Below are 20,202 nucleotides of genomic sequence, written 5' to 3'. Positions count from 1 at the left end.
GTCGACAAAACAGAGAAGATCCTGCGATCGTTACCAGCCACCCCCGACGGCCCGGTACAGATCGACCAGGGCCAGAAACTGCGCCCGCTTGGTATTGATCAGCGACAGTTGCGCTTCCAGCACATTGCGCTGGGCGGTAATGACTTCCAGATAGGTTGCGTAGCCATTGGCGAACAGCTCGTTGGAGGTCGTGGCGGCCTGCCGCAATACGGCCACTTCCTGCCGTTGGACATTGGCTACATTCCGGTAGTTTTCTAACCCTTGAAGGCTGTTGACCACTTCTGAAACACCCGTCAGCATGGTCCGCTGGTAGGCGTAATACGCTTCGCGGCTCTGGGCGGTGGCAATGGCCAGGTTTCCTCTCAGCAGCCGGCGGTTGACTATCGGCGCCGTCAGCCCACCCAGTACGCCCAGGGCGAGTGATTGCGGATTGAGCAGTACTTCGGGCCGAAAGGCGTTGACGCCCACGTAAGGCACCAGGTTGAGCGACGGCAGAAACTCGGCCCTGGCCACCGCTACATCGACATGGGCGGCTTCCAGTTCGCGCTCAGCCTGCCGAATGTCGGGCCGACGACGGAGCAGCTGCACCGGAACCCCCGCGGAGACGTTGGCCGGAACGGCCTGCTTCTCGATAGAGGCCCCACGTGCAATAGGCTGCGGGTAGCGCCCCAGCAGGACATTGAGTTGGTTTTCGGCCGTGACGATGTCCTGCAGCACACGCCCTTCCAGCGCCCGGGTGTTTAGCAACTGCGCTTTGAACTGCTGCACGGCCAGTTCGGTCACCCGGCCGGCTTCTTTCTGCACCTGGACCAGTTCGAGGGCTTTCTGCTGCAAGTCTACGTTATCGCCAATGATCTCCAGCTCGGCATCCAGTGCCAGCAGGGAATAGTACAGCCGGGCCACGTCGGCCGTCAGGGCGGTCACGATCAGGTTGCGGCCTTCCTGCGAAGCCAGCATCCGCGTAAAAGCCGCGCGCCGACGGTTGCGGAGTTTACCCCAGATGTCGATTTCCCACGAGCTACGCAGTCCCAGCAAAAAATCCGGCGTTGGGTTCGGAATACGGCTGGCACCGGACACGTTTCCCGACAGGTTGGTGTCGTAGTTCCCCACGCCGTTGAGCGTATAGCGCCCGTACCGGTCGACAGCGGCCGTCGCCACTGCATCGACCCGGGGAGCCAGCGCACCCTGACTGATGGTGAAATTGGCTCTGGCCACGTCGATGCGCTGCAGGGCAATTTTCAGATCCAGATTCCGGACCAGGGCCGTATCGATGAGCGACACCAGATTCGAATCGGCAAACAGATGCTGGTGGGGCCATCGACTGATAACAGTCGTCGAATCTGTTTGGTCCGCATTTCGTTGATTCGTATACGCCTGCGGAACGGGCAGGGCAGGAATGGGGCCCGGATTATGCATGATCCGGCAACTGCTCAGGCTACTGCCCAACAACAGCCCCATCCAGACAAACGAGCGATTAAGATTCCTGAAGAATGGCACCATTGGTATTCGTTTTTGTGGGGATTGATTCCCGTTTATCGTTATCATTCGGAGACGGTTTCGGAGCAAACCGCTGCGCCAGTTTAGCAAATAGAATATACAGACCGGGCACCAGTACCAGTCCAAAGATGGTTCCGATGAGCATGCCCCCCGCAGCCGCCGTACCGATCGACCGGTTGCCCAAAGCCCCGGCGCCCGACGCAACACAAAGCGGAAGCAGTCCCGCAATGAATGCCAGCGATGTCATCAGAATCGGACGCAGCCGCGTAACGGCCCCTTCGATGGCGGCCTGGACAATGGAAAGGCCTTCCTGTTGCCGCTGGTTGGCAAATTCGACGATCAGAATGGCGTTTTTACCCAGCAATCCGATTAGCATGACCAGCGATACCTGCGCGTAAATGTTGTTCTGCAGACCCGCCAACTGGAGGCACAGGAACGAGCCGAAAATGCCGGCGGGAAGGGATAAGAGTACTGGCAACGGCAGAAACAAACTCTCGTACTGAGCCACCAGCAGCAGGTACACGAACAGCAGACAGATGCCGAAGATGAAAATAACCTGATCGCCCGACAGCACTTCCTCCCGCGACATACCCGACCAGGCAAATGTATACCCCTTCGGCAAGGTTTTATCGGCTACTTCCTGAACCGCCCGCAGGGCATCGCCACTGCTGTAACCCGCTGCGGGTTCACCGTTCATCAACGCCGACATGTACATGTTGTAGCGCGTAATCTGCTCCGGACCGTATACCCGCTCCAGGTGAACGAAATTGGAGAACGGCACCATTTCGCCGGCGTTGTTTTTGACCCGCAGACTCAGTACATCCTCAGGCTTGGTCCGGTATTCGGGGGAGGCCTGGACCATCACTTTGTACATCTGCCCAAAGCGGATAAAATTAGACGCGTAGAAACTCCCCATCAGGGTTTGCAGGGTACCCATGGCATTGTTGATCGACACACCCTTCTGAGCGGCCTTCTCCTGGTCGACCTGCAGCAGGTATTGCGGATAGCTGGGGTCGAAGCTGGTAAAGGCGTCGGCGATTTCGGGTCGTTTTTTGAGGGCGGTAATGAAATCGTCCGCCACTTTCTTTACTTTCTGCAAATCGCCGGAGCCGGTTCGGTCCAGCAGCCGTAGTTCGAACCCGCTGGAGTTGCCGAAGCCCGGAACTGTGGGGGGCGGAAAAAACTGAATGGTCGCATCCTGAATCGTCTTCGTTTTCGCTTCCAGCTCGGCGATGATGTCGGTTACGGTCTGATCCCGTTCTTCCCAGCTTTTGAGGTTGATCATGCCCATACCATACGACGCCCCGTTGCCATCGGTCATCAGGCTGTAGCCCGCCAGCGTCGACACGTTTTCAACGGCCTCCAGCGTCGAGGCTATCCGCTGGATTTTATCCATGACGTCTTCGGTCCGCTGAACGGTAGCCCCAACCGGCGTAGTGACGTTGACGTAGATCATGCCCTGGTCTTCGGTCGGAATGAAGCCACTGGGCAGGATGGAACTGAGCCCCCAGGTACCGGCCGCGAACAGCAACAGCATGGTCAGGGTGACCACGCCCCGGCTGGCGACGCGCCGGAGCAACTTCTGGTAGCGGCCCGTCAGCGCATCGAAGCCGCGGTTGAACCGGGCAAAGAGCCGCCCGAGCCACCCCGGCGATTCCTGCCCGTGGGTCGGGCGGAGCAACAGGGCGCAAAGCGCCGGGGTGAGCGTAACGGCATTGATGCCCGAGATTACGATGGAGATGGCCAGAGTCAGCGAGAACTGCCGGTAAAAGATTCCGACCGGCCCCGTCAGGAAGGCAACCGGTACAAACACCGCCGACATCACCAGCGTGATGGCGACCAGGGCTCCGCTGATTTCGTGCATGGCAGCAAACGTGGCTTCTTTGGGTGATAGATGGGCTTCGGCCATTTTAGCGTGAACGGCCTCCACCACCACAATGGCATTGTCGACCACAATCCCGATGGCCAGCACGAGCGCAAACAGGGTGAGCAGGTTGATGGAAAAGCCAATGGCGCTCATGAACGCAAAAGTCCCTACCAGGGCTACCGGTACGGCCAGCGCACAGATCAGGGTCGAGCGCCAGTCCTGCAGAAACAGAAAGACGACCAGAAATACCAGTACGAAAGCTTCCAGCAGAGTCCGGATTACTTCGTGGATCGACGCGTCCAGAAACCGCGACACGTCGTAGGCGAAATTGTAGGTCATGCCCGGCGGGAAATTCGTTTTCTTCAGCTCCGCCATCCGCTCTTTTACGTTGCCGATAACGTCCCGAGCGTTGGAGCCCGGCCGCTGTTTCAGCATGATAGAGGCCGAGGCGCGCCCGTCGGTCTTCGAGAGTACGTCGTAGTTGAGCGAACCGAATTCAACCTCCGCTACATCTTTCAGACGCAGGATCGAACCGTTGGCTTCCGCCTTGAGCACCAGGTTTTCGTACTGTTTGGGATCGAAAAACTTTCCGCTGTAGCGAAGCACGTACTGGAGCATCTGCGGACTCCGGTCGGCGCTTTCGCCCGCTTTCCCGGGGGCCGCTTCCACATTCTGGTCCTGAATGGCCTTAATGACATCGTCGGCCGACAGTCCGTAGGCCGTCATCCGGTCGGGTTTGAGCCAGACCCGCATCGAGTATTCGCGCGAGCCCATGATGTCGACAAACCCGACCCCATCGATCCGTTTCAGTTCGGCCAGTACGTTGATATCGGCGAAATTATAAATGAATTTTTCGTCGACCGCCGGGTCTTCGCTCACAATGTTGAGGTAGAGCAGCATGCTGTTTACCTCTTTTTCGGTCGACACCCCAGCCTTGATCACTTCCTGGGGCAGTTCGTCGAGCACCGTCGTTACCCGGTTCTGGACGCTCATGGCGGCCAGGTCGGGGTCGGTACCTACGTTGAATACGACCTGAATGACCGTCGTGCCGTCGTTGCCCGATACGGAGTTCATGTACACCATATTGGGTACTCCGTTGATGGCCCGTTCGAGGGGCATGGCGACGGCTTTCGTGGCTACTTCGGCATTGGCCCCCGTGTAGCGGGCGGTCACCGTTACCGAGGGCGGAACGATGTCGGGAAACTGCGTAACGGGTAAGCCCATCAACGCCAGTAACCCCAGCAGGGTGATGAACACCGAAATGACGGCCGACAGCAACGGCCGTTTGATGAATAAATCGAACATGAGAAAGAAGTTTGGTGGAAGTGAGCGAGGGGAGCCGGGCTGGCGTGGATGGCAGGGAGTGGCATGGGGCATGGGGTGGCATTACCGCGCTATCCCCGCCATCCCTGCAACCCCCTGCCACCTTGGCCTTTCGTCAATGCTGAGCCAGGGTGGTCTGGGTGGCTACGCTGTCGACGGAAATCACTTCTGGAATGATCTGATCGCCGTCGTGCACGTTCTGAATCCCTTCATAAACCACCCGTTCGCCCGGTTGCAAACCCGAGCGGACAATGTAGTTCAACCCCACCCGGGCCTGCGGTACGAAACTCCGTGACTTCACTTTGTTGGCGGCATCGACCACGTACACGTAATTCTTATCCTGCACTTCGAAAACCGCTTTCTGCGGAACCAGCAGGGCGTCGCTGACCACATTGGGCAACCGGATCTTACCCGAAGAGCCGTGTTTCAGAACCTTCTGCGGATTCGGAAACCGGGCACGGAACGCGATCGTGCCGGATTCTTCCTCAAACACACTTTCCATGGTCTCGATGCGTCCTTTCTGCGGGTAGGGGGACTCGTCGGCCAGCATCATTTCCACCTCCTGCCCGCCTTTGCCGACCAGATTCCGGTGGCGTTTCAGAAAGCCCAGGTACTCTTTCTCCGACACGTCGAAATAAGCAAACACCTCGTGAAGGTCGGAGACTTCCGTCAGCAGTGCCCCTTCTTCGATCAGGCTGCCAATCTTAAACGGAATTCGGTTGATGACCCCATCGAACGGCGCGCGGATGCTGGCATGCGCCAGCCGGAGCGCGGCCGTGGCCTGGGCCGACTGGGCTTCATCGATCTGCGCCCGGGCGGCATCGAGTTTGGCTTTCGCCAGTTCCAGTTCGGACGGGGAGACGATTTTTTTATCGACCAGCAATTTCACCCGATCCACTTCTACTTCGGCCGTTTTTGCTCCTGCTTGGGCGCTTCGTAAAGCTGCCCGCGCTTTGTCGAGCCCCACCCGGTATTCGGCTGCATTGAGGCTGAACAGCAACTGCCCCTGATGGACCGATTGCCCTTCATCGACGTATATTTTTTCGAGAAAGCCCGATACCCGCGCCCGGATTTCCACGTTGCGAACCGCTTCCAGCGTGGTCACGTAATCGCGTTGCAGGGTAGTAGGTTGCCGGGTCAGCTGAACCACGGGAATGGTCAGTTTTTCGGGCGGATCGGTACTTCTTTCGGCGTCTTTTGTCGTACAGCCAGCCAGTAGGGCACAAGCCAGCCAGGAAGACAGACTCAGGATTTTATGCATATGATTTAGGCATCGATAGCCAGTAAGTTGTGTATAGAAAAAACCGGTAGCCGTAGCTGCCGTGGAAGTGTATCGGAAGATGGCGGATTACCCAGGCGGTTGGGGTCAGCCAGGACGTCACTGGCGGGCATGCCGTCTGGTTCAGCAACAACGCGCTGACGGATCAAATCCGACGTTAACCTACCTTAGAAAGGTCTTAGTCAGCCGCAAAAGCCCGCGGAATAGCCATAGGCTTTCGACCCGGAACCGTGTGCCGGCACCGTACGGGCTTTGGAGTCGAAAAGAAGCGATGTTCGGGATCAATCAGCCCGGCTTTATAGGCCAGCCTGTGGGGGAGGGGCAATCACTTCAGCCACGGGGGCGGGAAAATGCCGGGCTGGAAAAGGAACGCTGTCGGTCAACAGAAACCGAACCGAAGGAAATAGGGGAGCAAACGCAAACAACTGAATGAACGCGACGTCCTGCTCCAGCCCGGTAGGTTCTGATTCTTCAGCGGGCCATTGTTGGTCGGGAATAAAATCGAGAATATCGAAATAATGAGTAACCCGGTGCTCATCGGGTAAGTTAACCCCGGACACCCGCTGATGAACAGACACTTTTTTGCAACCGCTCAGCTTATCCATGGGCGTCAATCGAGCAGGACTGCTCAGGCCGATGACGTATACAGTCATCAGAAAGCAGAAAAGCTGATACACAAAAAAGTGATATTGTCGGTCAATCATAGCGTTCAGAAACCAAATTTACTCTGGCTAAACAACAATTTCAATGAAATCTGAAGCAGGCTGTCGTAAAACTTGGATAAAGTAAACACATTCAGGAATAGATTAAATTTCGATTAAAATTGTTTTAATTACTGATGACTTTTTTCCGAATCAGCCAGCCGCACCCGTACCTCACCCTGATTCAAAGCTGGTATGAGTCCGCATTTCCCCCCGAAGAACGACGTACGTTTGCTGAACTGACCAGCCTGCTCACCTGCCCGGACATGCACTTCTGTGCGCTGCTCAGCGAAAACCAGCTCGTTGGGTTTATAATTTACTGGCAGTGGGAGGATATCGTCTTCATCGAGCATTTTGCCATTGATCCTGAGCTGCGGGGAAAGCAGCTTGGACAGCAGGCTTTGGCGTATTTCAAGGAGGTAAACGCCCGCTTTCTCATCCTGGAAGTGGAATTGGCTACCGACGACATCAGTCGGCGACGAATCCGGTTTTACGAACGGCAGGGATTCTGCCTGAGCCCGTTCGATTACGCGCAGCCACCCTACCGACCGGGTCAACCCGCCGTCCCGATGCATCTGATGTCGATGCCGGCCATCGATTGGGAAGAAGACCATCGTGGGTTGAGCAACCTGATCAAAGAGCGGGTATATGAGTCGAACTGGCCAGTTGATTAATCAGGGCGTTTAGCGTTGGGTTAAATCGATTCCGATTCTGGTCAATTTCTTTCCCCACCAGGTGTAAGCTATTTTCCCCGCAATATCGGCTTTGTTGACCGGCCCTATATAACGACTATCCAACGCATTGTCCCGATTATCGGAAATCAGCATGACAGAATCGGCGGGAATGATTCTGGCTGGTACATCGTGTACTCTACCTTCCAGATGGTCTATTTTGTGAATTTGAATCGTTCGCCCACCCGGAAACGTCTCTTCGAAAGTCAGATGGGGCTCGTAATCAATGTATTTAGTAGGCAGCTCCCGGATTTTACTGGCTTTTCCATTGATGAATAAAAAATCATTCTTCATCTCAAATAAATCCCCCGGTAAAGCAACGACACGGGAAATCCAGAACTCGTGAGGTTTGGGGCTGAACATGACAATATCCCCACGCTCAAGCTTGTCAGGGCGAATCGATAAATTGGCGACGATATGATCCCCCACCTGAAGAGTTGGTTCCATGGAAGGGGTCGTGATCGTAAACATATGGGTGCCGAATCTCATCCGTTCGAAGAGCGAAGGCATACTGGCATAAACCGCTAACGCCACCAGGTATAAGCCGGCGTAAACGTACCAGCGGTTGTATTTTTGCTTTATGTAAGACTGGTGTCTTTTCGCGGTAAGAAAAGCATTGCTAATGGCGTAAATCTGCACCATCAGAACCAGTAGTATGGTGGCGGCCAGCGAGTAAAACGAAAAATAAACCCCGGCCATTCTGAAGAGGATTAAGAATCCGAAAATCAGAAAGGAATAGATACACAGGCCTTTCTTCAGTTGGCCCGTGTAAATTTGTCCGAAACCGGGAGCCATAAAACTTAAAAATGCCGCCCAAAAAGGGTTACGCGAAACGACTTTAACAGTATTGCTTTGGGGTTCCATAAATAAAAAATTTCCAATCTACTTTCCATTATGACCGGAAATTGCCGGTATGGTCAGTCGGTATCTTTACCCTACGGCTCCAACGCGTAAGGTAAAGTTTAAGTCATCGGTCGGGTATCCTCGCGTTCGCGTCAACTCTTGGCCGGCTATCCTCCAGTAATTGTGCAGCTGTCGTATCTATATACGGTTGCCCGAACCTTAAACCTATCGGACGAACTGGAGAAAACAAAAAATACCCTGTAAGCCAACACGGCCTACATAAAAAAGCGGCCAGCTACCCGGAGATAGCTGGCCGCTGGAATTAATAAAAAGTTTGGATTAAGCGTTCTGCTTCATCCGGATGATGTTCAGAGCGGCCCCGGCTTTGAACCACTCGATTTGCCCCTGGTTGTAGGTGTGGTTCACCGCAAAGGTATCCGTCGTGCCATCGGCATGGTGCAACACGATTTCGAGCGGCCGGCCGGGCGCAAAGGTCGTCAGGCCATTAATGTCGATCACATCGTCTTCCTGGATCTTGTCGTAATCGGCCGGGTTGGCAAAGGTTAACGCCAGCATACCCTGCTTTTTCAGGTTCGTTTCGTGAATCCGGGCAAACGACCGGACCAGAATCGCCCGAACACCGAGGAAACGGGGTTCCATAGCCGCGTGTTCGCGGGAAGAGCCTTCCCCGTAGTTCTCGTCGCCCACAACGATAGACCCAATGCCGGCGGCTTTATACGCCCGCTGTACGGCCGGTACTTCGCCGTACTCGCCGGTCAGCTGATTTTTTACCGTGTTGGTCTTCTCGTTGTAGAAGTTCACCGCACCGATCAGCATGTTGTTCGAAATATTATCCAGGTGACCCCGGTATTTCAGCCACGGACCCGCCATAGAAATGTGGTCGGTCGTACACTTGCCTTTCGCTTTGATCAGCAGTTTCAGCCCTTTGATGTCCGTACCTTCCCAGGCCGGGAAGGGAGCCAGCAGTTGCAGGCGGTCCGACGTGGGGCTGACGATCACCTGAACCCCGGAACCGTCGGCCGCGGGGGCCTGATAACCAGCGTCGTCTACGGCATAGCCTTTGACGGGCTGCTCGATGCCCTGGGGTTCATCCAGTTTAACCTGTTCGCCGTTTTCGTTCGTCAGCGTATCGGTCATGGGATTAAACGTCAGGTCACCGGCAATGGCGAAGGCCGTTACGATTTCGGGCGAAGCCACGAAGGCGTGGGTACTGGCGTTCCCGTCGTTGCGCTTGGCGAAGTTCCGGTTGAAGGACGTGATGATCGAGTTTTTGCGCGTCGGATCGTCCATATGCCGTGCCCACTGCCCGATGCAGGGACCGCAGGCATTGGCCAGAACCACCCCGCCGATTTCTTCGAACGTATCGAGCAGACCGTCGCGCTCCGCCGTAAACCGAACCAGTTCTGAACCAGGAGTGACCGTAAACTCAGCCTTGGTTTTCAGGTGTTTGGCCGTGGCCTGAGCCGCCACCGAAGCCGAACGGGTCATGTCTTCGTAGCTGGAGTTGGTGCACGAGCCGATCAGACCAACTTCGAGTTTGGCGGGCCAGTTGTTTTCTTTCACCGCTTTGGCAAAATTCGACAGCGGCCAGGCCAGGTCGGGCGTAAACGGACCGTTGATGTGTGGTTCCAGTTCCGACAGGTTGATTTCGATCAGCTGATCGTAGTACGTTGCGGGATCCGCATACACTTCGTCGTCCGAACGCAGGTTCTGTTTGACGGCTTCGGCAGCCTGGGCAATATCGGCCCGGCTGGTAGCCCGAAGGTAGTCGGCCATTTTTTCGTCGTAGGCAAAAATTGAGGTAGTGGCCCCAATTTCAGCGCCCATGTTGCAAATGGTTCCTTTACCGGTAGCCGAGAGGCTTTCGGCGCCTTCGCCAAAATACTCGACGATGCAGCCCGTTCCCCCTTTCACCGTCAGAATACCCGCCACACGCAGGATGACGTCTTTGGCCGAGGCCCAGCCACTCAGTTTACCCGTCAGTTTAACCCCGATGAGTTTCGGCATTTTCAGTTCCCAGGCCAGTCCCGCCATCACGTCACAGGCGTCGGCACCCCCGACTCCAATGGCGATCATGCCCAGACCACCCGCGTTGGGTGTGTGCGAGTCGGTTCCGATCATCATACCTCCCGGAAATGCGTAGTTTTCGATCACTACCTGGTGAATGATGCCCGCGCCGGGTTTCCAGAAGCCGATTCCGTATTTGTTCGAGATGGACGACAGGAAGTCGTACACCTCCTTGTTTTTGTTCTTGGCGATGTCCAGATCCTGTTCGGCCCCTACTTCCGCCTGAATCAGGTGATCGCAGTGTACCGTCGATGGAACCGCCACCTTAGGCCGACCAGCCTGCATAAACTGCAACAGCGCCATTTGGGCCGTCGCATCCTGCATGGCTACCCGATCGGGGGCAAAATCCACGTAGGCTTTCCCCCGCTCAAACGCCTGACTGGGCGTTCCGGCAAAGAGGTGACTGTATAAAATTTTCTCCGACAGGGTCAGCGGTTTACCCACTGCCTTTCGGGCTGCTTCGACGCGCTCGCCAAGGGTAGCGTATACGCGCTGAATCATGTCTAAATCAAACGCCATAGCAAATGAAGATAACAGGTTACTGAAAGGATAATCTACAGAGATAACCAGGGAATGGAAAAAATGGATTCCGGTTATCGGATCAAAATTAGAAGATTCTGGTTCGTTTTGGAAATATTCAACCAAATGGCCTTGAGATACCCATCAATTTATAAACATTCAACCCAACAGTCCGTTATTTCACTACATTCACGCATTCATTCACGCTTAACCCGATTCATTGCTTCCTGCCATCCGGACAGTCGAGTCCAGACCGGGTATCTGGAAGCCCAACACGTAAACTGTATGAACACAAAAGACATCCTTAAGTCAGTGGCTGCCCTGCTGGTTATCGGTATGACACTTACCGCCTGTGGTGATGAAGAAAACCCGACGACCACCACACCTGCCACCCGATTTACGGCCGCTCTGAACGGAGCCAGTGAAAAACCCACGTCGACGACGTCGGCCGCTACCGGAAATTTCGTGGCTAACCTGAACGAGTCGACTCGCGTGCTGAGCTACACCCTGACCTACACCGGTCCTTTCTCGTCGTCGCTGACGGGCGGCCACATTCACCGGATCACAAGCACCACGGGAACCTCGGCCATGACCGGAGGGATCGAGATTCCTTTCGCGAACTTAACCTCACCCATCGTGGGTACGGCCGTGCTGGCCAATCAGAACCGGGTCGACAGTATGAAAAACGGATTCTACTACACGAACCTGCACACAACGGTTTATCCAGCCGGTGAAATCCGCGGAGACATTAAAAAGCAGTAAGTTTTAATGAATAATGGACAATGAATAATGTATAATGAGATGGAGTAGATCTCACATTATACATTATTCATTGTCCATTATTCTTACCAAGGATTACCGAAGCGCTTCCATAGCCTTTTTGACAGCGGCAAACTGACGCTTCTTCTGCAGGACCGTAGGAGCGGCCACTCGCTCGCGACAGTCGAATATGCCGCACCGCTCGCAGGTCTGGTTGACAACGCGGAAGGGAATATCTGTCAGCGCAGCAATGGAATGGGGAGCAGCCAGAAACTTCATTTTTTGCTTCAGGGTGTCATTGACGGCAAAACACATCGACACGCTCATGTTCTGCTGGAACTGCGGCTGAAACGGGTGAGCTACCGAGATGATCAGGTACTGAAGTCCCGAATCGGCGTATTCGGAGAGCTGCGCCCGACAGAGCGTTCCATCGAACCCTTTCTGCTGTTGCATAAACTGGAGTTCCTGCAGAATGGTCCAGGCAATCCATCGGCGGCAGAAATGCTCATCGACAATCCCGCGGGGGCCCTGTTGCCGCGACAGGTGCATTTCTTTCGTCAGCTGAAACGTGGTTTGGCCCGGAACGTGGTTGAAGCGGTAGAAAAACAACTGATCGATACCAAACTGACTGGGGAGTACATTGCTGAGTCGGTAAAAGAACCGTTCGGGTGTAGCCCCAAACTCGGCGATGAGTTGCAGAAACGCATCGTTGCTCCAGGTATCGCGGGCGAACAGATCCTCCAGCTTCGCTACCAGGGCATCCCGCCGAATGAGAATCGCTCCCGCAAAATAAGACGCTTTGTAATTATTTAAAATCTGTTCGAACGACTCCGCTTCGACCCAGGAGTAAGTGTAGGGCCGGTTTTTCAGGTGCATGAACTCGAACCCCACTTCCCGCGCCAGAATAAATGACCGCTGCTCGACCGATAGACCGGCGTTGAGATGCAGGGTGCGGGTTTCGGGCCGAAAGACGGACCGCAGGGAAACCAGTTCGGGCTGAGTCAGCGGGTCGAAATACTCGATATGAACCGCATACCGGGTTTTGAGCAGATTGCTTAGCAAGGTTTCCGTTACCGGCTGCGGACGGACATTGCCCGTTGCGGGAGCGAATTCGGCCAGAAACCGGTCGGCATCCGCTTCGATTTCGGGGAAATGATTGTCGAGCAGTTCCTGATACGACCGCAGCATGGTCAGGTACAATTGCTCGACGCTCATGTTGTAACTCAGCGCGATGTCCATGAAGGTGCGGATCATGGCACTGACTTTGGCCGGTGCTTCGGCCAGCAACTCCAGCAGATCGGCCGGGTCGATGCCAAACAGCTCCAGCGGGATCTCAGTCAGGAATTTAGAGCGAAGCAAGTCCGAAATGGGTTCCAGCTTTTTGCTCAGCTTCAGCGATACCAGCGTGTCATAGTCGACCTGCATGGCATTGGCCAGGGCCGAGATTTTATCCGCTTTCGGGTATTTGCGCCCTTTCTCAATCTCGGTGACATACGAAACCGACAGCCCCGATTGCTGGGCCAGTTCGCTGACGGACAACCCCCTGTCGAGCCGGAGCTGACGGAGTTTGAGGCCAAAAAGCAGGCGAATATGATCGGCAGGTAAGTTCAACGGATGCGAAATATGTTAGTGGGGCCCCGATCCGGAATCCGTCGACAGGAGCGAAGTCAGATTCCAGGGGTGAGCCAGATTATATGTAAGGTGACCGTCTTCAACAACCAGTGGACTGTCGATGTTGTTTCTGTACAACTGTCCGGTACCCAGCCCCTGGGGTAAAAGGTGCTTGAACTGCGCCGTATACTGGGCAATGGCATTCAGACCGATGTTCGACTCCAGAGCCGAGGTGATCCACCAGCCGATGTTGAGCCGCCCAGCCAGTTCGATCCACTCGTCGCAGTGCCGAAGCCCGCCCAGTAGGGTTGGTTTAAGAATAATGTACTGCGGGCTGATTTTTTTCAGCAGCCGGAATTTATGCACGTACTCCATCTGCCCGATCAGTTCTTCATCCAGGGCGATGGGCAGGGGGGAGTGCTGGCAGAGATCGGCCATCAGCTCGGGTTGCCCGGCCCGGATGGGCTGCTCGATGGAGTGCAGCCCGTAGGTCGCGAGTCGTTCGAGTTTCGCCATCGCTTCGTCGGGCCGGAAGGCCCCGTTGGCATCCACCCGCAGGGCAATCTGGTCAGCCGAAAACCGCTCCCGAATCATGGCCAGCAGCTCGCATTCCTGTTCGAAATCGATGGCTCCGATTTTCAGCTTGATGGTCGTAAACCCTGTCCGGAGCTTGTCTTCGATCTGCTGGCGCATAAACGCCGGATTGCCCATCCAGATCAGGCCGTTGATAGGCAGTGCGCGCTGGCCGGCCGTAAATTCCGATGGGTGAATGATGCGGCACCCGCCAGACAGGTAATCGAGCATGGCGGTTTCGAAGCCGAAGAGAATACTCGGAAACTGCGGGCTGATGAGCTGATTCAGCACTATGGGTATGTTCCAGCGAAACAGCTGTAGGTCCAGGTCGGTAAACTCCTGACAATATTGCCGAAGCTGAGCTTCGAAATCGGGTCGGTCGTCGTAACTAAGGCCGGGAAGCACGCCACATTCGCCGTACCCGACCACGGTTGGATTATCGGTGTCGACCAGACGAATGAAGTAGGAGGGTTTTTCCGTTAGGGTGCCGCGCGACGTTCCCGCTTCGAAGCGAAACTGCAACGTGTATTTCAGAAAGTCGGCTTTTAAACTCATTGCGGAGAACGGCGGAGACGGGTATTCCCAATCCTAAAAATACTACTTTTGGCGGCTTAAGCGGGCAATATTACGAAATTATTAATGAACCAGATACTCCTTAAATGGTTACTCATGCCATTCGGTGGACTTTATGGACTAGTTGTCCGTTGCCGTAATTGGCTCTATGATAGTCACTTATTTCAATCGGTTCGGCCTCAGGTGTACAGCATCGGCATCGGGAATCTTACCGTTGGGGGAACGGGGAAAACGCCAATGATCGAATTTTTGATTAAACGGTCCTTAAAATCGGAAACGGGAGCCGATGGGGCGACGGCCACGCTGAGCCGGGGATACGGACGAAAAACCCGGGGCTTTCGGATCGCCACGGCCGCCGATACTGCCGAAACCATTGGCGACGAACCCCGGCAGCTATACCGAAAATTTGCCCCGATGGTGCGGGTGTGCGTGGGCGAACGGCGGGTAAAAGCCATTGGGGCCCTGCTGCAGGCGCATCCGGAAACCCAACAGGTGCTGCTGGACGATGCTTTTCAGCACCGCGCGGTCCGGCCGCACCTGACTATTCTGCTGATGGATTATAACCGGCCCTTTTACAACGACCATCCGTTTCCGGCCGGTCGCCTGCGCGAACCCCGAATCGGTGCTCGTCGGGCCGACGCAGTCGTGGTAACCAAATGCCCGGCCAACCTCTGGGCAACGGAACAGCAGCGGATAAAAGACCAGATTCAGCGGTATACGCGCCTGGAAACCCCCATTTTTTTTGCCAGCCTGCAATACGGTCGCCCCGTATCCTTCGCGACCGGGCAACCGCTGCCCGAGCTGCGGGAGGTGGTCCTGCTGTCGGGACTGGCCAATGCCGATCCGCTGGAACAGTACGTACGCCAGGCGTATACCCTGCATCGGCATTACCGTTTCGCCGACCACTACCCCTACACCCGGCCGGAGCTGGCCCAGCTTGTCGGGACCCTGCCGCCCGGAACAAGCGTGCTGACCACGGAAAAAGACTGGGTGAAACTCGACGCCCTGCTCACCCCGGCCGAACGGATGGCCTGGCCGCTGGCGTACCTGCCCATTGCGACGCAGTTTCTGCCCGATCAGGCGTCGGCATTTGACCAGTTTCTGGCCATGAATTCCCTTAAAAATCGTTAACTGAACCGGTCGGATTTCGGCTGTCCGGGGTTTTGGTGTACTTTTGATCTGATGAATCGGTGTTTTTTCCTCTTCCTGAGTTTAATGGCCCTCGCCCTGTCGGGTCGGGCGCAGCAGTTTCCGGGTAACACGCAGTTTCCGGGGGGAACTCCCGGCGGGTTTGGCGGGCGGCAGGCCATGCCCAGTTCTACCACCGGTACGAGCGGTATCGACGATTCGACTAAAGTGATTTACGGGCCGAAGTCTACGCGCTACAGGCTCGAAGAGGACGTGTTCAACAACCGGCAGAGACTGTACACCATGGACACGACCATGGACGACGTACACCGGTTCACGTACGTGCAGCGGAGCCAGAACATGTACCAGGATCTGGGCACCCTCGGAACGCCCATTCACCCCGTGTTCGTGCAGGCTCCCGACCAGTTGGGCGCGCAGCCGGGCTATACGGTCTTTGCTCCCTATAATTACCAGACCATGGGGGTGAAGTACTTCGATACCAAGTCGCCGTTTACGGATATGTACGTAGCCCTGGGGGGAAACAACCAGAATATCCTGCGTTTCGACATGGCGCAGAACATCAACCCCCGCTGGAACGTCGGCTTTGACGTACAGCGGTTTACGGCGCAGAAGCATTTCGGGACCACCGGCAATTCGGATCCGTTCAAACTGCTGGCCCAGAACTGGTCCGTGTTATTGCACACCAACTACCGGTCTAAAAACGATAAATATACCCTGCTGGCTCATTTCAACAACATGAACCACAGCGTCGATGAGCAGGGCGGGCTGGTACCGGGTACGATCGTTACGGGTACGCCCATTATCGGCGATGCCCAGCTGCGAAGCGGCAGTACCACCACCCAGGGACCACAGGGGCCGCATGGCTGGGAAATCCGCAATGGCCTCCATGCCTACCAGCAGTACGTACTGGACAAAGGGTTTCAGTTTTACCACCGCTTCGACTACCGCATCCAGAAGAATTTTTACCAGGACGATACCCTGCGGCTAAACCAGTCGTACCCCGTTGGCGACAGCTTCCGGCAGTTCTATCCGTCGATACTGGGCGATACCTCGCGGGTATTTCAGCTTTCGCGCTTCCGGCTCTTCGAGAACCAGTTCGGCCTCAAGGGTATCGCGCAGTACAAAGGGGCATCGTTCAATTACCGGGCTTACCTGCGCATCCGGAACTACCGGCAGCATACCTTATATAATACCTCGCGGACCAATTTTAATGAGTACGATATTCCGCGGACCGAAACCTTCGTGGGGGGCTGGCTGGGGTATTATTTTCCGGATAGCCTGTCGCAGGTTACGGCCGAGCTGGAGTACCAGGTCGGGGGCGGCTACCGGTTGCAGGGCCAGTTCGACAGCAAATTCCTGACGGCTGGTTATTCCTCGATCTTTACCGATCCGACGCTGTTGCAGGAACGCTACCAGAGCATGATTTTTATCTGGCGGAACAACTTCAGCCTGCGGGGCTACAATCATGCCTGGGGGAAACTGAACCTGCACTACAAGAACCTGCGGCTCGAACCCCAGGTGAATTATTACCTGCTAAGCAACTACATTTATTTCGACGAGAAAGCCATGCCGCAGCAGGCTGCGGGTTCATTCAGCGTACTGCGGACCGGACTGGATTATCACCTGCCTTTCGGGAAGTTTCTGCTGGCCGGACAAGCCTATTATACCGTTCAGTCGCGGACGGATATTCTGCGGAGCCCCCCGCTTTTCCTGAATGCCCGCCTGCAGTACGAATTTCTGTACGCCAAAGTGCTGTATATCCAGACCGGCATCGACCTGCATTACAAGTCACCGTATTATGCCGATGCCTACATGCCCGTTACGCAGCAGTTTTACCTGCAGAATCGCCAGCAGGTGGAAGGCTACGTGCTGGCCGACGTGTACGCCAACCTGCGCGTGAACCGAACCCGGCTGTTCGTCAAACTGACCCACGCCAACCAGGGCCTGTTTGCCCCCGGCTACTACGTCGCCCCCGACTACCTGATGGTGAGCCGGGGCTTTGCCTTCGGGGTTGACTGGTATTTATTTGACTAAATCAGGTAGAGGAACGCCTTTTTATGCTTATTTAGAGGTGCGAAATCCGGTTTGTTTCGCATACGATCCGTAGCGTCTATTTTCTTACTCACAACAATCAATCGATTACGTTCTGCATGGACCCATTTCACATTCAAAAAGCACCCACTCAATACGACGTAGCCATTGTCGGTTCTGGCGCGGGGGGCGGTATGGCCGCCTACATGCTGGCCAAAGCCGGTGCAAAGGTCGTTCTGCTTGAAGCAGGTGGCTATTTTGACCCGGCCGACCCTAAATACATCACCCAACTGAAATGGCCCTGGGAGTCGCCCCGACGCGGAGCGGGTACGACCCGTGCCTTCGGTGATTTCGATGCCGCCTGGGGAGGCTGGGACATTGAAGGTGAGCCGTATACCAATGCCCGTGGATCGGACTTTCAGTGGTTTCGGTCGCGGATGCTCGGTGGTCGAACCAACCACTGGGGACGGATTTCGCTTCGGTTTGCCCCGGACGATTTCCGCCGGAAAAGCATGACCGGGGTCGGTGAAGACTGGCCCATCAGTTACGACGACATCAAACCCTTCTACGACCGCGTGGACCGGATGATCGGCGTGTTTGGGTCGGTGGAAAATATGCCCTCCGAACCCGACGGGATTTTCCTGCCCCCACCCAAACCGCGGCTGCACGAGCTGATGATCCGGAAAGGAGCCCGTAGCATCGGTATTCCAGTGATCCCTTCCCGGCTGTCGATCCTGACCAAACCCATCAACAACGAACGCGGGCAGTGTTTTTACTGCAGCCAGTGCGGACGGGCCTGCCAGGCGTATGCCGACTTCTCCTCGTCGTCGGTGCTGGTCAAGCCCGCCATGAAAACGGGCAACGTGACCCTGATCAACGGGGCCATGGTGCGTGAGGTGATGACCGACCCGGCCACGGGGCTGGCGACGGGAGTTAGCTACGTCGATACGCAAAGCCTCCAGGAAATCACCATCAAGGCAAAATCGGTGGTACTGGCCGCCAGCGCCGGTGAAACCGCACGTCTGCTGCTGAACTCGAAATCGAGCCGTTTCCCGACGGGGCTGGCCAACAGCAGCAACGTCGTCGGAAAATACATCAACGATTCGACGGGTGCCTCGCGGTCGGCGTTTATCCCGGCCCTGATGGACCGGAAGCGCTACAACGAAGACGGAGTAGGAGGGATGCACGTCTTTACCCCCTGGTGGCTCGACAACAAAAAGCTGGATTTCCCGCGCGGTTACCACATCGAGTACTGGGGCGGCATGGGCATGCCCGCCTACGGGTTCGGCTGGGGCGTGGAAGAGCTGAACAGCATGATTCCCGGCCGCGACGGCAAGATGAAACCCGGCGGTGGCTACGGTGCCGCGCTGAAAGATGATTACCGCCGATTCTATGGTGCGTATGTCGGGATGGCCGGTCGGGGCGAACCCGTTCCGCTGGAAAGCAACTACTGCGAAATCGATCCGAACGTGGTCGACAAGTACGGTATTCCGGTGCTGCGGTTCAACTACAAGTGGTCGGACTACGAAATCAAGCAGGCCAAGCACATGCAGGAAACCTTCGAGCAGATCATCCACTCGATGGGCGGGATCGCACTGGGCCGTAAACCCGATGCCTCGAACAACTACGGGCTGGCGGCTCCGGGACAGATCATTCACGAAGTCGGAACGGCCCGGATGGGCAATGACCCCAAAACGTCGGTGCTGAACAAATACCAGCAGGCCCACGACGTGAAGAATCTGTTCGTGGTCGATGCGGCTCCGTTCCCGTCGCAGGGCGATAAGAACGTGACATGGACGATCCTGGCCTCATCGATGCGGACCAGTGAATACCTGATCGATCAGGTTAAACAAAAGAACATCTAAACCCAATCCTCTCCGTGCTCTCCGTGTCTCCGTGTTTAATCTTTTAACACAGAGGCACGGAGGACACGGAGGAATAGACGACTATGAAACGCAGAGATTCGCTAAAAGCCCTTTCGCTGACCGGTTTTGGTCTGGCAGTTAGTCCCGTTGAAGCGGCCGTTCCGGCGCCACCCGATCAGAAACCTCTGAAAATTCCGGGCGGTCGCCAGAAGTTCGAAGCCGAGCGCGATGCGAAGCTGATGGCCGAGAAGTTTTTTACCCCCCACGAGCTGCAAACCGTCACGGTACTGTCGGACATCATCATCCCCGCCGACGAACGGTCGGGGAGCGCTTCGCAGGCGGGTGTTCCCGCTTTCATCGAATTCATGATGAAAGACCAGCCCCGCAACCAGACGCCCATGCGCGGGGGGATTCGCTGGCTGGATAACACCTGCACCAAGCGCTACGGCAAGCCGTTCGTACAATGCACGAAAGCTCAGCAGATCGAGCTGGTCGACCAGATTGCGTATCCGTCGAAAGTGAAACCTGACATGAGTCAGGGCGCGTCCTTTTTCAGTCTGATGCGGAACATGACCGCAACGGGTTTTTATACCAGCCAGATGGGAATCAAAGACATTGGCTACGTCGGTAACGTCCCCAACCAGTGGGATGGTGTACCCGACGACGTACTGAAGCAGTACGGCTTGGCCTATGAAGAGCGCGAGCTAACGCAGGGGAAATAAATTTCCGGTTTGTAAAAAACGCCAGTGCGACGATCACTAAAGGATCGTCGCACTGGCGTTTTTTTAGGTTT

The 20,202-nt window shown here is 55.7% G+C and carries 14 protein-coding genes; 6 read left to right on the top strand and 8 right to left on the bottom strand.

Annotated features, from left to right (window positions below):
* Positions 1–30: 30 nt before the first annotated feature.
* The 4 genes from ACYVC2_RS13490 to ACYVC2_RS13475 form a co-directional block, all read right to left on the bottom strand.
* Complete coding sequence (locus ACYVC2_RS13490; protein WP_461102954.1) at positions 31–1,500, bottom strand: TolC family protein; 1,470 nt, start codon at positions 1,498–1,500, stop codon at positions 31–33.
* The gene (locus ACYVC2_RS13485; protein ID WP_461102953.1) at positions 1,475–4,669 is read right to left on the bottom strand and encodes an efflux RND transporter permease subunit; all 3,195 of its coding nucleotides are present in this window, start codon (positions 4,667–4,669) and stop codon (positions 1,475–1,477) included. The genes ACYVC2_RS13490 and ACYVC2_RS13485 overlap by 26 nt, the downstream gene beginning before the upstream one ends.
* Positions 4,670–4,802: 133 nt before the next feature.
* Positions 4,803–5,948 (bottom strand): efflux RND transporter periplasmic adaptor subunit, encoded by a 1,146-nt coding sequence (locus ACYVC2_RS13480; RefSeq protein ID WP_461102952.1) that lies wholly within the window; start codon positions 5,946–5,948, stop codon positions 4,803–4,805.
* Between the two features lie 314 nt (positions 5,949–6,262).
* Positions 6,263–6,670 (bottom strand): hypothetical protein, encoded by a 408-nt coding sequence (locus ACYVC2_RS13475; protein WP_461102951.1) that lies wholly within the window; start codon positions 6,668–6,670, stop codon positions 6,263–6,265.
* 134 nt (positions 6,671–6,804) lie between these two features.
* On the opposite strand from ACYVC2_RS13475, the gene ACYVC2_RS13470 reads away from it, so the two are divergent.
* Positions 6,805–7,341: a GNAT family N-acetyltransferase gene (locus tag ACYVC2_RS13470; RefSeq protein WP_461102950.1), complete on the top strand. Its 537-nt coding sequence runs from the start codon at positions 6,805–6,807 to the stop codon at positions 7,339–7,341.
* A gap of 9 nt (positions 7,342–7,350) precedes the next feature.
* Here ACYVC2_RS13470 and lepB read toward each other — a convergent pair whose 3' ends face one another.
* The gene (lepB, locus tag ACYVC2_RS13465) at positions 7,351–8,193 is read right to left on the bottom strand and encodes a signal peptidase I (protein WP_461102949.1); all 843 of its coding nucleotides are present in this window, start codon (positions 8,191–8,193) and stop codon (positions 7,351–7,353) included.
* Between the two features lie 387 nt (positions 8,194–8,580).
* Positions 8,581–10,848, bottom strand: a complete 2,268-nt coding sequence (locus tag ACYVC2_RS13460) for an aconitate hydratase (protein ID WP_461102948.1) — start codon at positions 10,846–10,848, stop codon at positions 8,581–8,583.
* A gap of 285 nt (positions 10,849–11,133) precedes the next feature.
* On the opposite strand from ACYVC2_RS13460, the gene ACYVC2_RS13455 reads away from it, so the two are divergent.
* Complete coding sequence (locus ACYVC2_RS13455; protein WP_461102947.1) at positions 11,134–11,610, top strand: CHRD domain-containing protein; 477 nt, start codon at positions 11,134–11,136, stop codon at positions 11,608–11,610.
* A gap of 93 nt (positions 11,611–11,703) precedes the next feature.
* Here ACYVC2_RS13455 and ACYVC2_RS13450 read toward each other — a convergent pair whose 3' ends face one another.
* Positions 11,704–13,218 (bottom strand): helix-turn-helix domain-containing protein, encoded by a 1,515-nt coding sequence (locus ACYVC2_RS13450; protein ID WP_461102946.1) that lies wholly within the window; start codon positions 13,216–13,218, stop codon positions 11,704–11,706.
* 15 nt (positions 13,219–13,233) lie between these two features.
* A complete protein-coding gene (locus ACYVC2_RS13445; RefSeq protein ID WP_461102945.1) occupies positions 13,234–14,346 on the bottom strand; it encodes an o-succinylbenzoate synthase in 1,113 nt (370 codons plus the stop codon).
* An 84-nt stretch (positions 14,347–14,430) separates the two neighbouring features.
* On the opposite strand from ACYVC2_RS13445, the gene lpxK reads away from it, so the two are divergent.
* The 4 genes from lpxK to ACYVC2_RS13425 all read left to right on the top strand — a co-directional run bounded on the left by lpxK (position 14,431) and on the right by ACYVC2_RS13425 (position 20,131).
* Complete coding sequence (lpxK, locus tag ACYVC2_RS13440) at positions 14,431–15,495, top strand: tetraacyldisaccharide 4'-kinase (RefSeq protein ID WP_461102944.1); 1,065 nt, start codon at positions 14,431–14,433, stop codon at positions 15,493–15,495.
* Between the two features lie 51 nt (positions 15,496–15,546).
* Positions 15,547–17,547 carry a putative porin gene (locus ACYVC2_RS13435; protein ID WP_461102943.1) on the top strand — a complete coding sequence of 667 codons (2,001 nt, stop codon included), beginning with the start codon at positions 15,547–15,549 and terminating at the stop codon, positions 17,545–17,547.
* Positions 17,548–17,663: 116 nt separating this feature from the next.
* On the top strand, positions 17,664–19,409 hold the full coding sequence (locus ACYVC2_RS13430) for a GMC family oxidoreductase (protein ID WP_461102942.1): 1,746 nt from the start codon (positions 17,664–17,666) through the stop codon (positions 19,407–19,409).
* 83 nt (positions 19,410–19,492) lie between these two features.
* Positions 19,493–20,131, top strand: a complete 639-nt coding sequence (locus ACYVC2_RS13425; protein WP_461102941.1) for a gluconate 2-dehydrogenase subunit 3 family protein — start codon at positions 19,493–19,495, stop codon at positions 20,129–20,131.
* Positions 20,132–20,202: the final 71 nt, after the last annotated feature.

It is taken from the genome of Spirosoma koreense (assembly GCF_054777875.1).
Note: the sequence above shows the minus strand (reverse complement) of the source record. Positions and strands in the feature narration are given on the sequence as shown.

Coding starts and splice junctions, on each gene's coding strand:
- ACYVC2_RS13490 (WP_461102954.1), bottom strand. CDS start 1,500: ATGGTGCCATTCTTCAGGAATCTTAATCGCTCGTTTGTCTGGATGGGG.
- ACYVC2_RS13485 (WP_461102953.1), bottom strand. CDS start 4,669: ATGTTCGATTTATTCATCAAACGGCCGTTGCTGTCGGCCGTCATTTCG.
- ACYVC2_RS13480 (WP_461102952.1), bottom strand. CDS start 5,948: ATGCATAAAATCCTGAGTCTGTCTTCCTGGCTGGCTTGTGCCCTACTG.
- ACYVC2_RS13475 (WP_461102951.1), bottom strand. CDS start 6,670: ATGATTGACCGACAATATCACTTTTTTGTGTATCAGCTTTTCTGCTTT.
- ACYVC2_RS13470 (WP_461102950.1), top strand. CDS start 6,805: ATGACTTTTTTCCGAATCAGCCAGCCGCACCCGTACCTCACCCTGATT.
- lepB (WP_461102949.1), bottom strand. CDS start 8,193: ATGGCTCCCGGTTTCGGACAAATTTACACGGGCCAACTGAAGAAAGGC.
- ACYVC2_RS13460 (WP_461102948.1), bottom strand. CDS start 10,848: ATGGCGTTTGATTTAGACATGATTCAGCGCGTATACGCTACCCTTGGC.
- ACYVC2_RS13455 (WP_461102947.1), top strand. CDS start 11,134: ATGAACACAAAAGACATCCTTAAGTCAGTGGCTGCCCTGCTGGTTATC.
- ACYVC2_RS13445 (WP_461102945.1), bottom strand. CDS start 14,346: ATGAGTTTAAAAGCCGACTTTCTGAAATACACGTTGCAGTTTCGCTTC.
- lpxK (WP_461102944.1), top strand. CDS start 14,431: ATGAACCAGATACTCCTTAAATGGTTACTCATGCCATTCGGTGGACTT.
- ACYVC2_RS13435 (WP_461102943.1), top strand. CDS start 15,547: ATGAATCGGTGTTTTTTCCTCTTCCTGAGTTTAATGGCCCTCGCCCTG.
- ACYVC2_RS13430 (WP_461102942.1), top strand. CDS start 17,664: ATGGACCCATTTCACATTCAAAAAGCACCCACTCAATACGACGTAGCC.
- ACYVC2_RS13425 (WP_461102941.1), top strand. CDS start 19,493: ATGAAACGCAGAGATTCGCTAAAAGCCCTTTCGCTGACCGGTTTTGGT.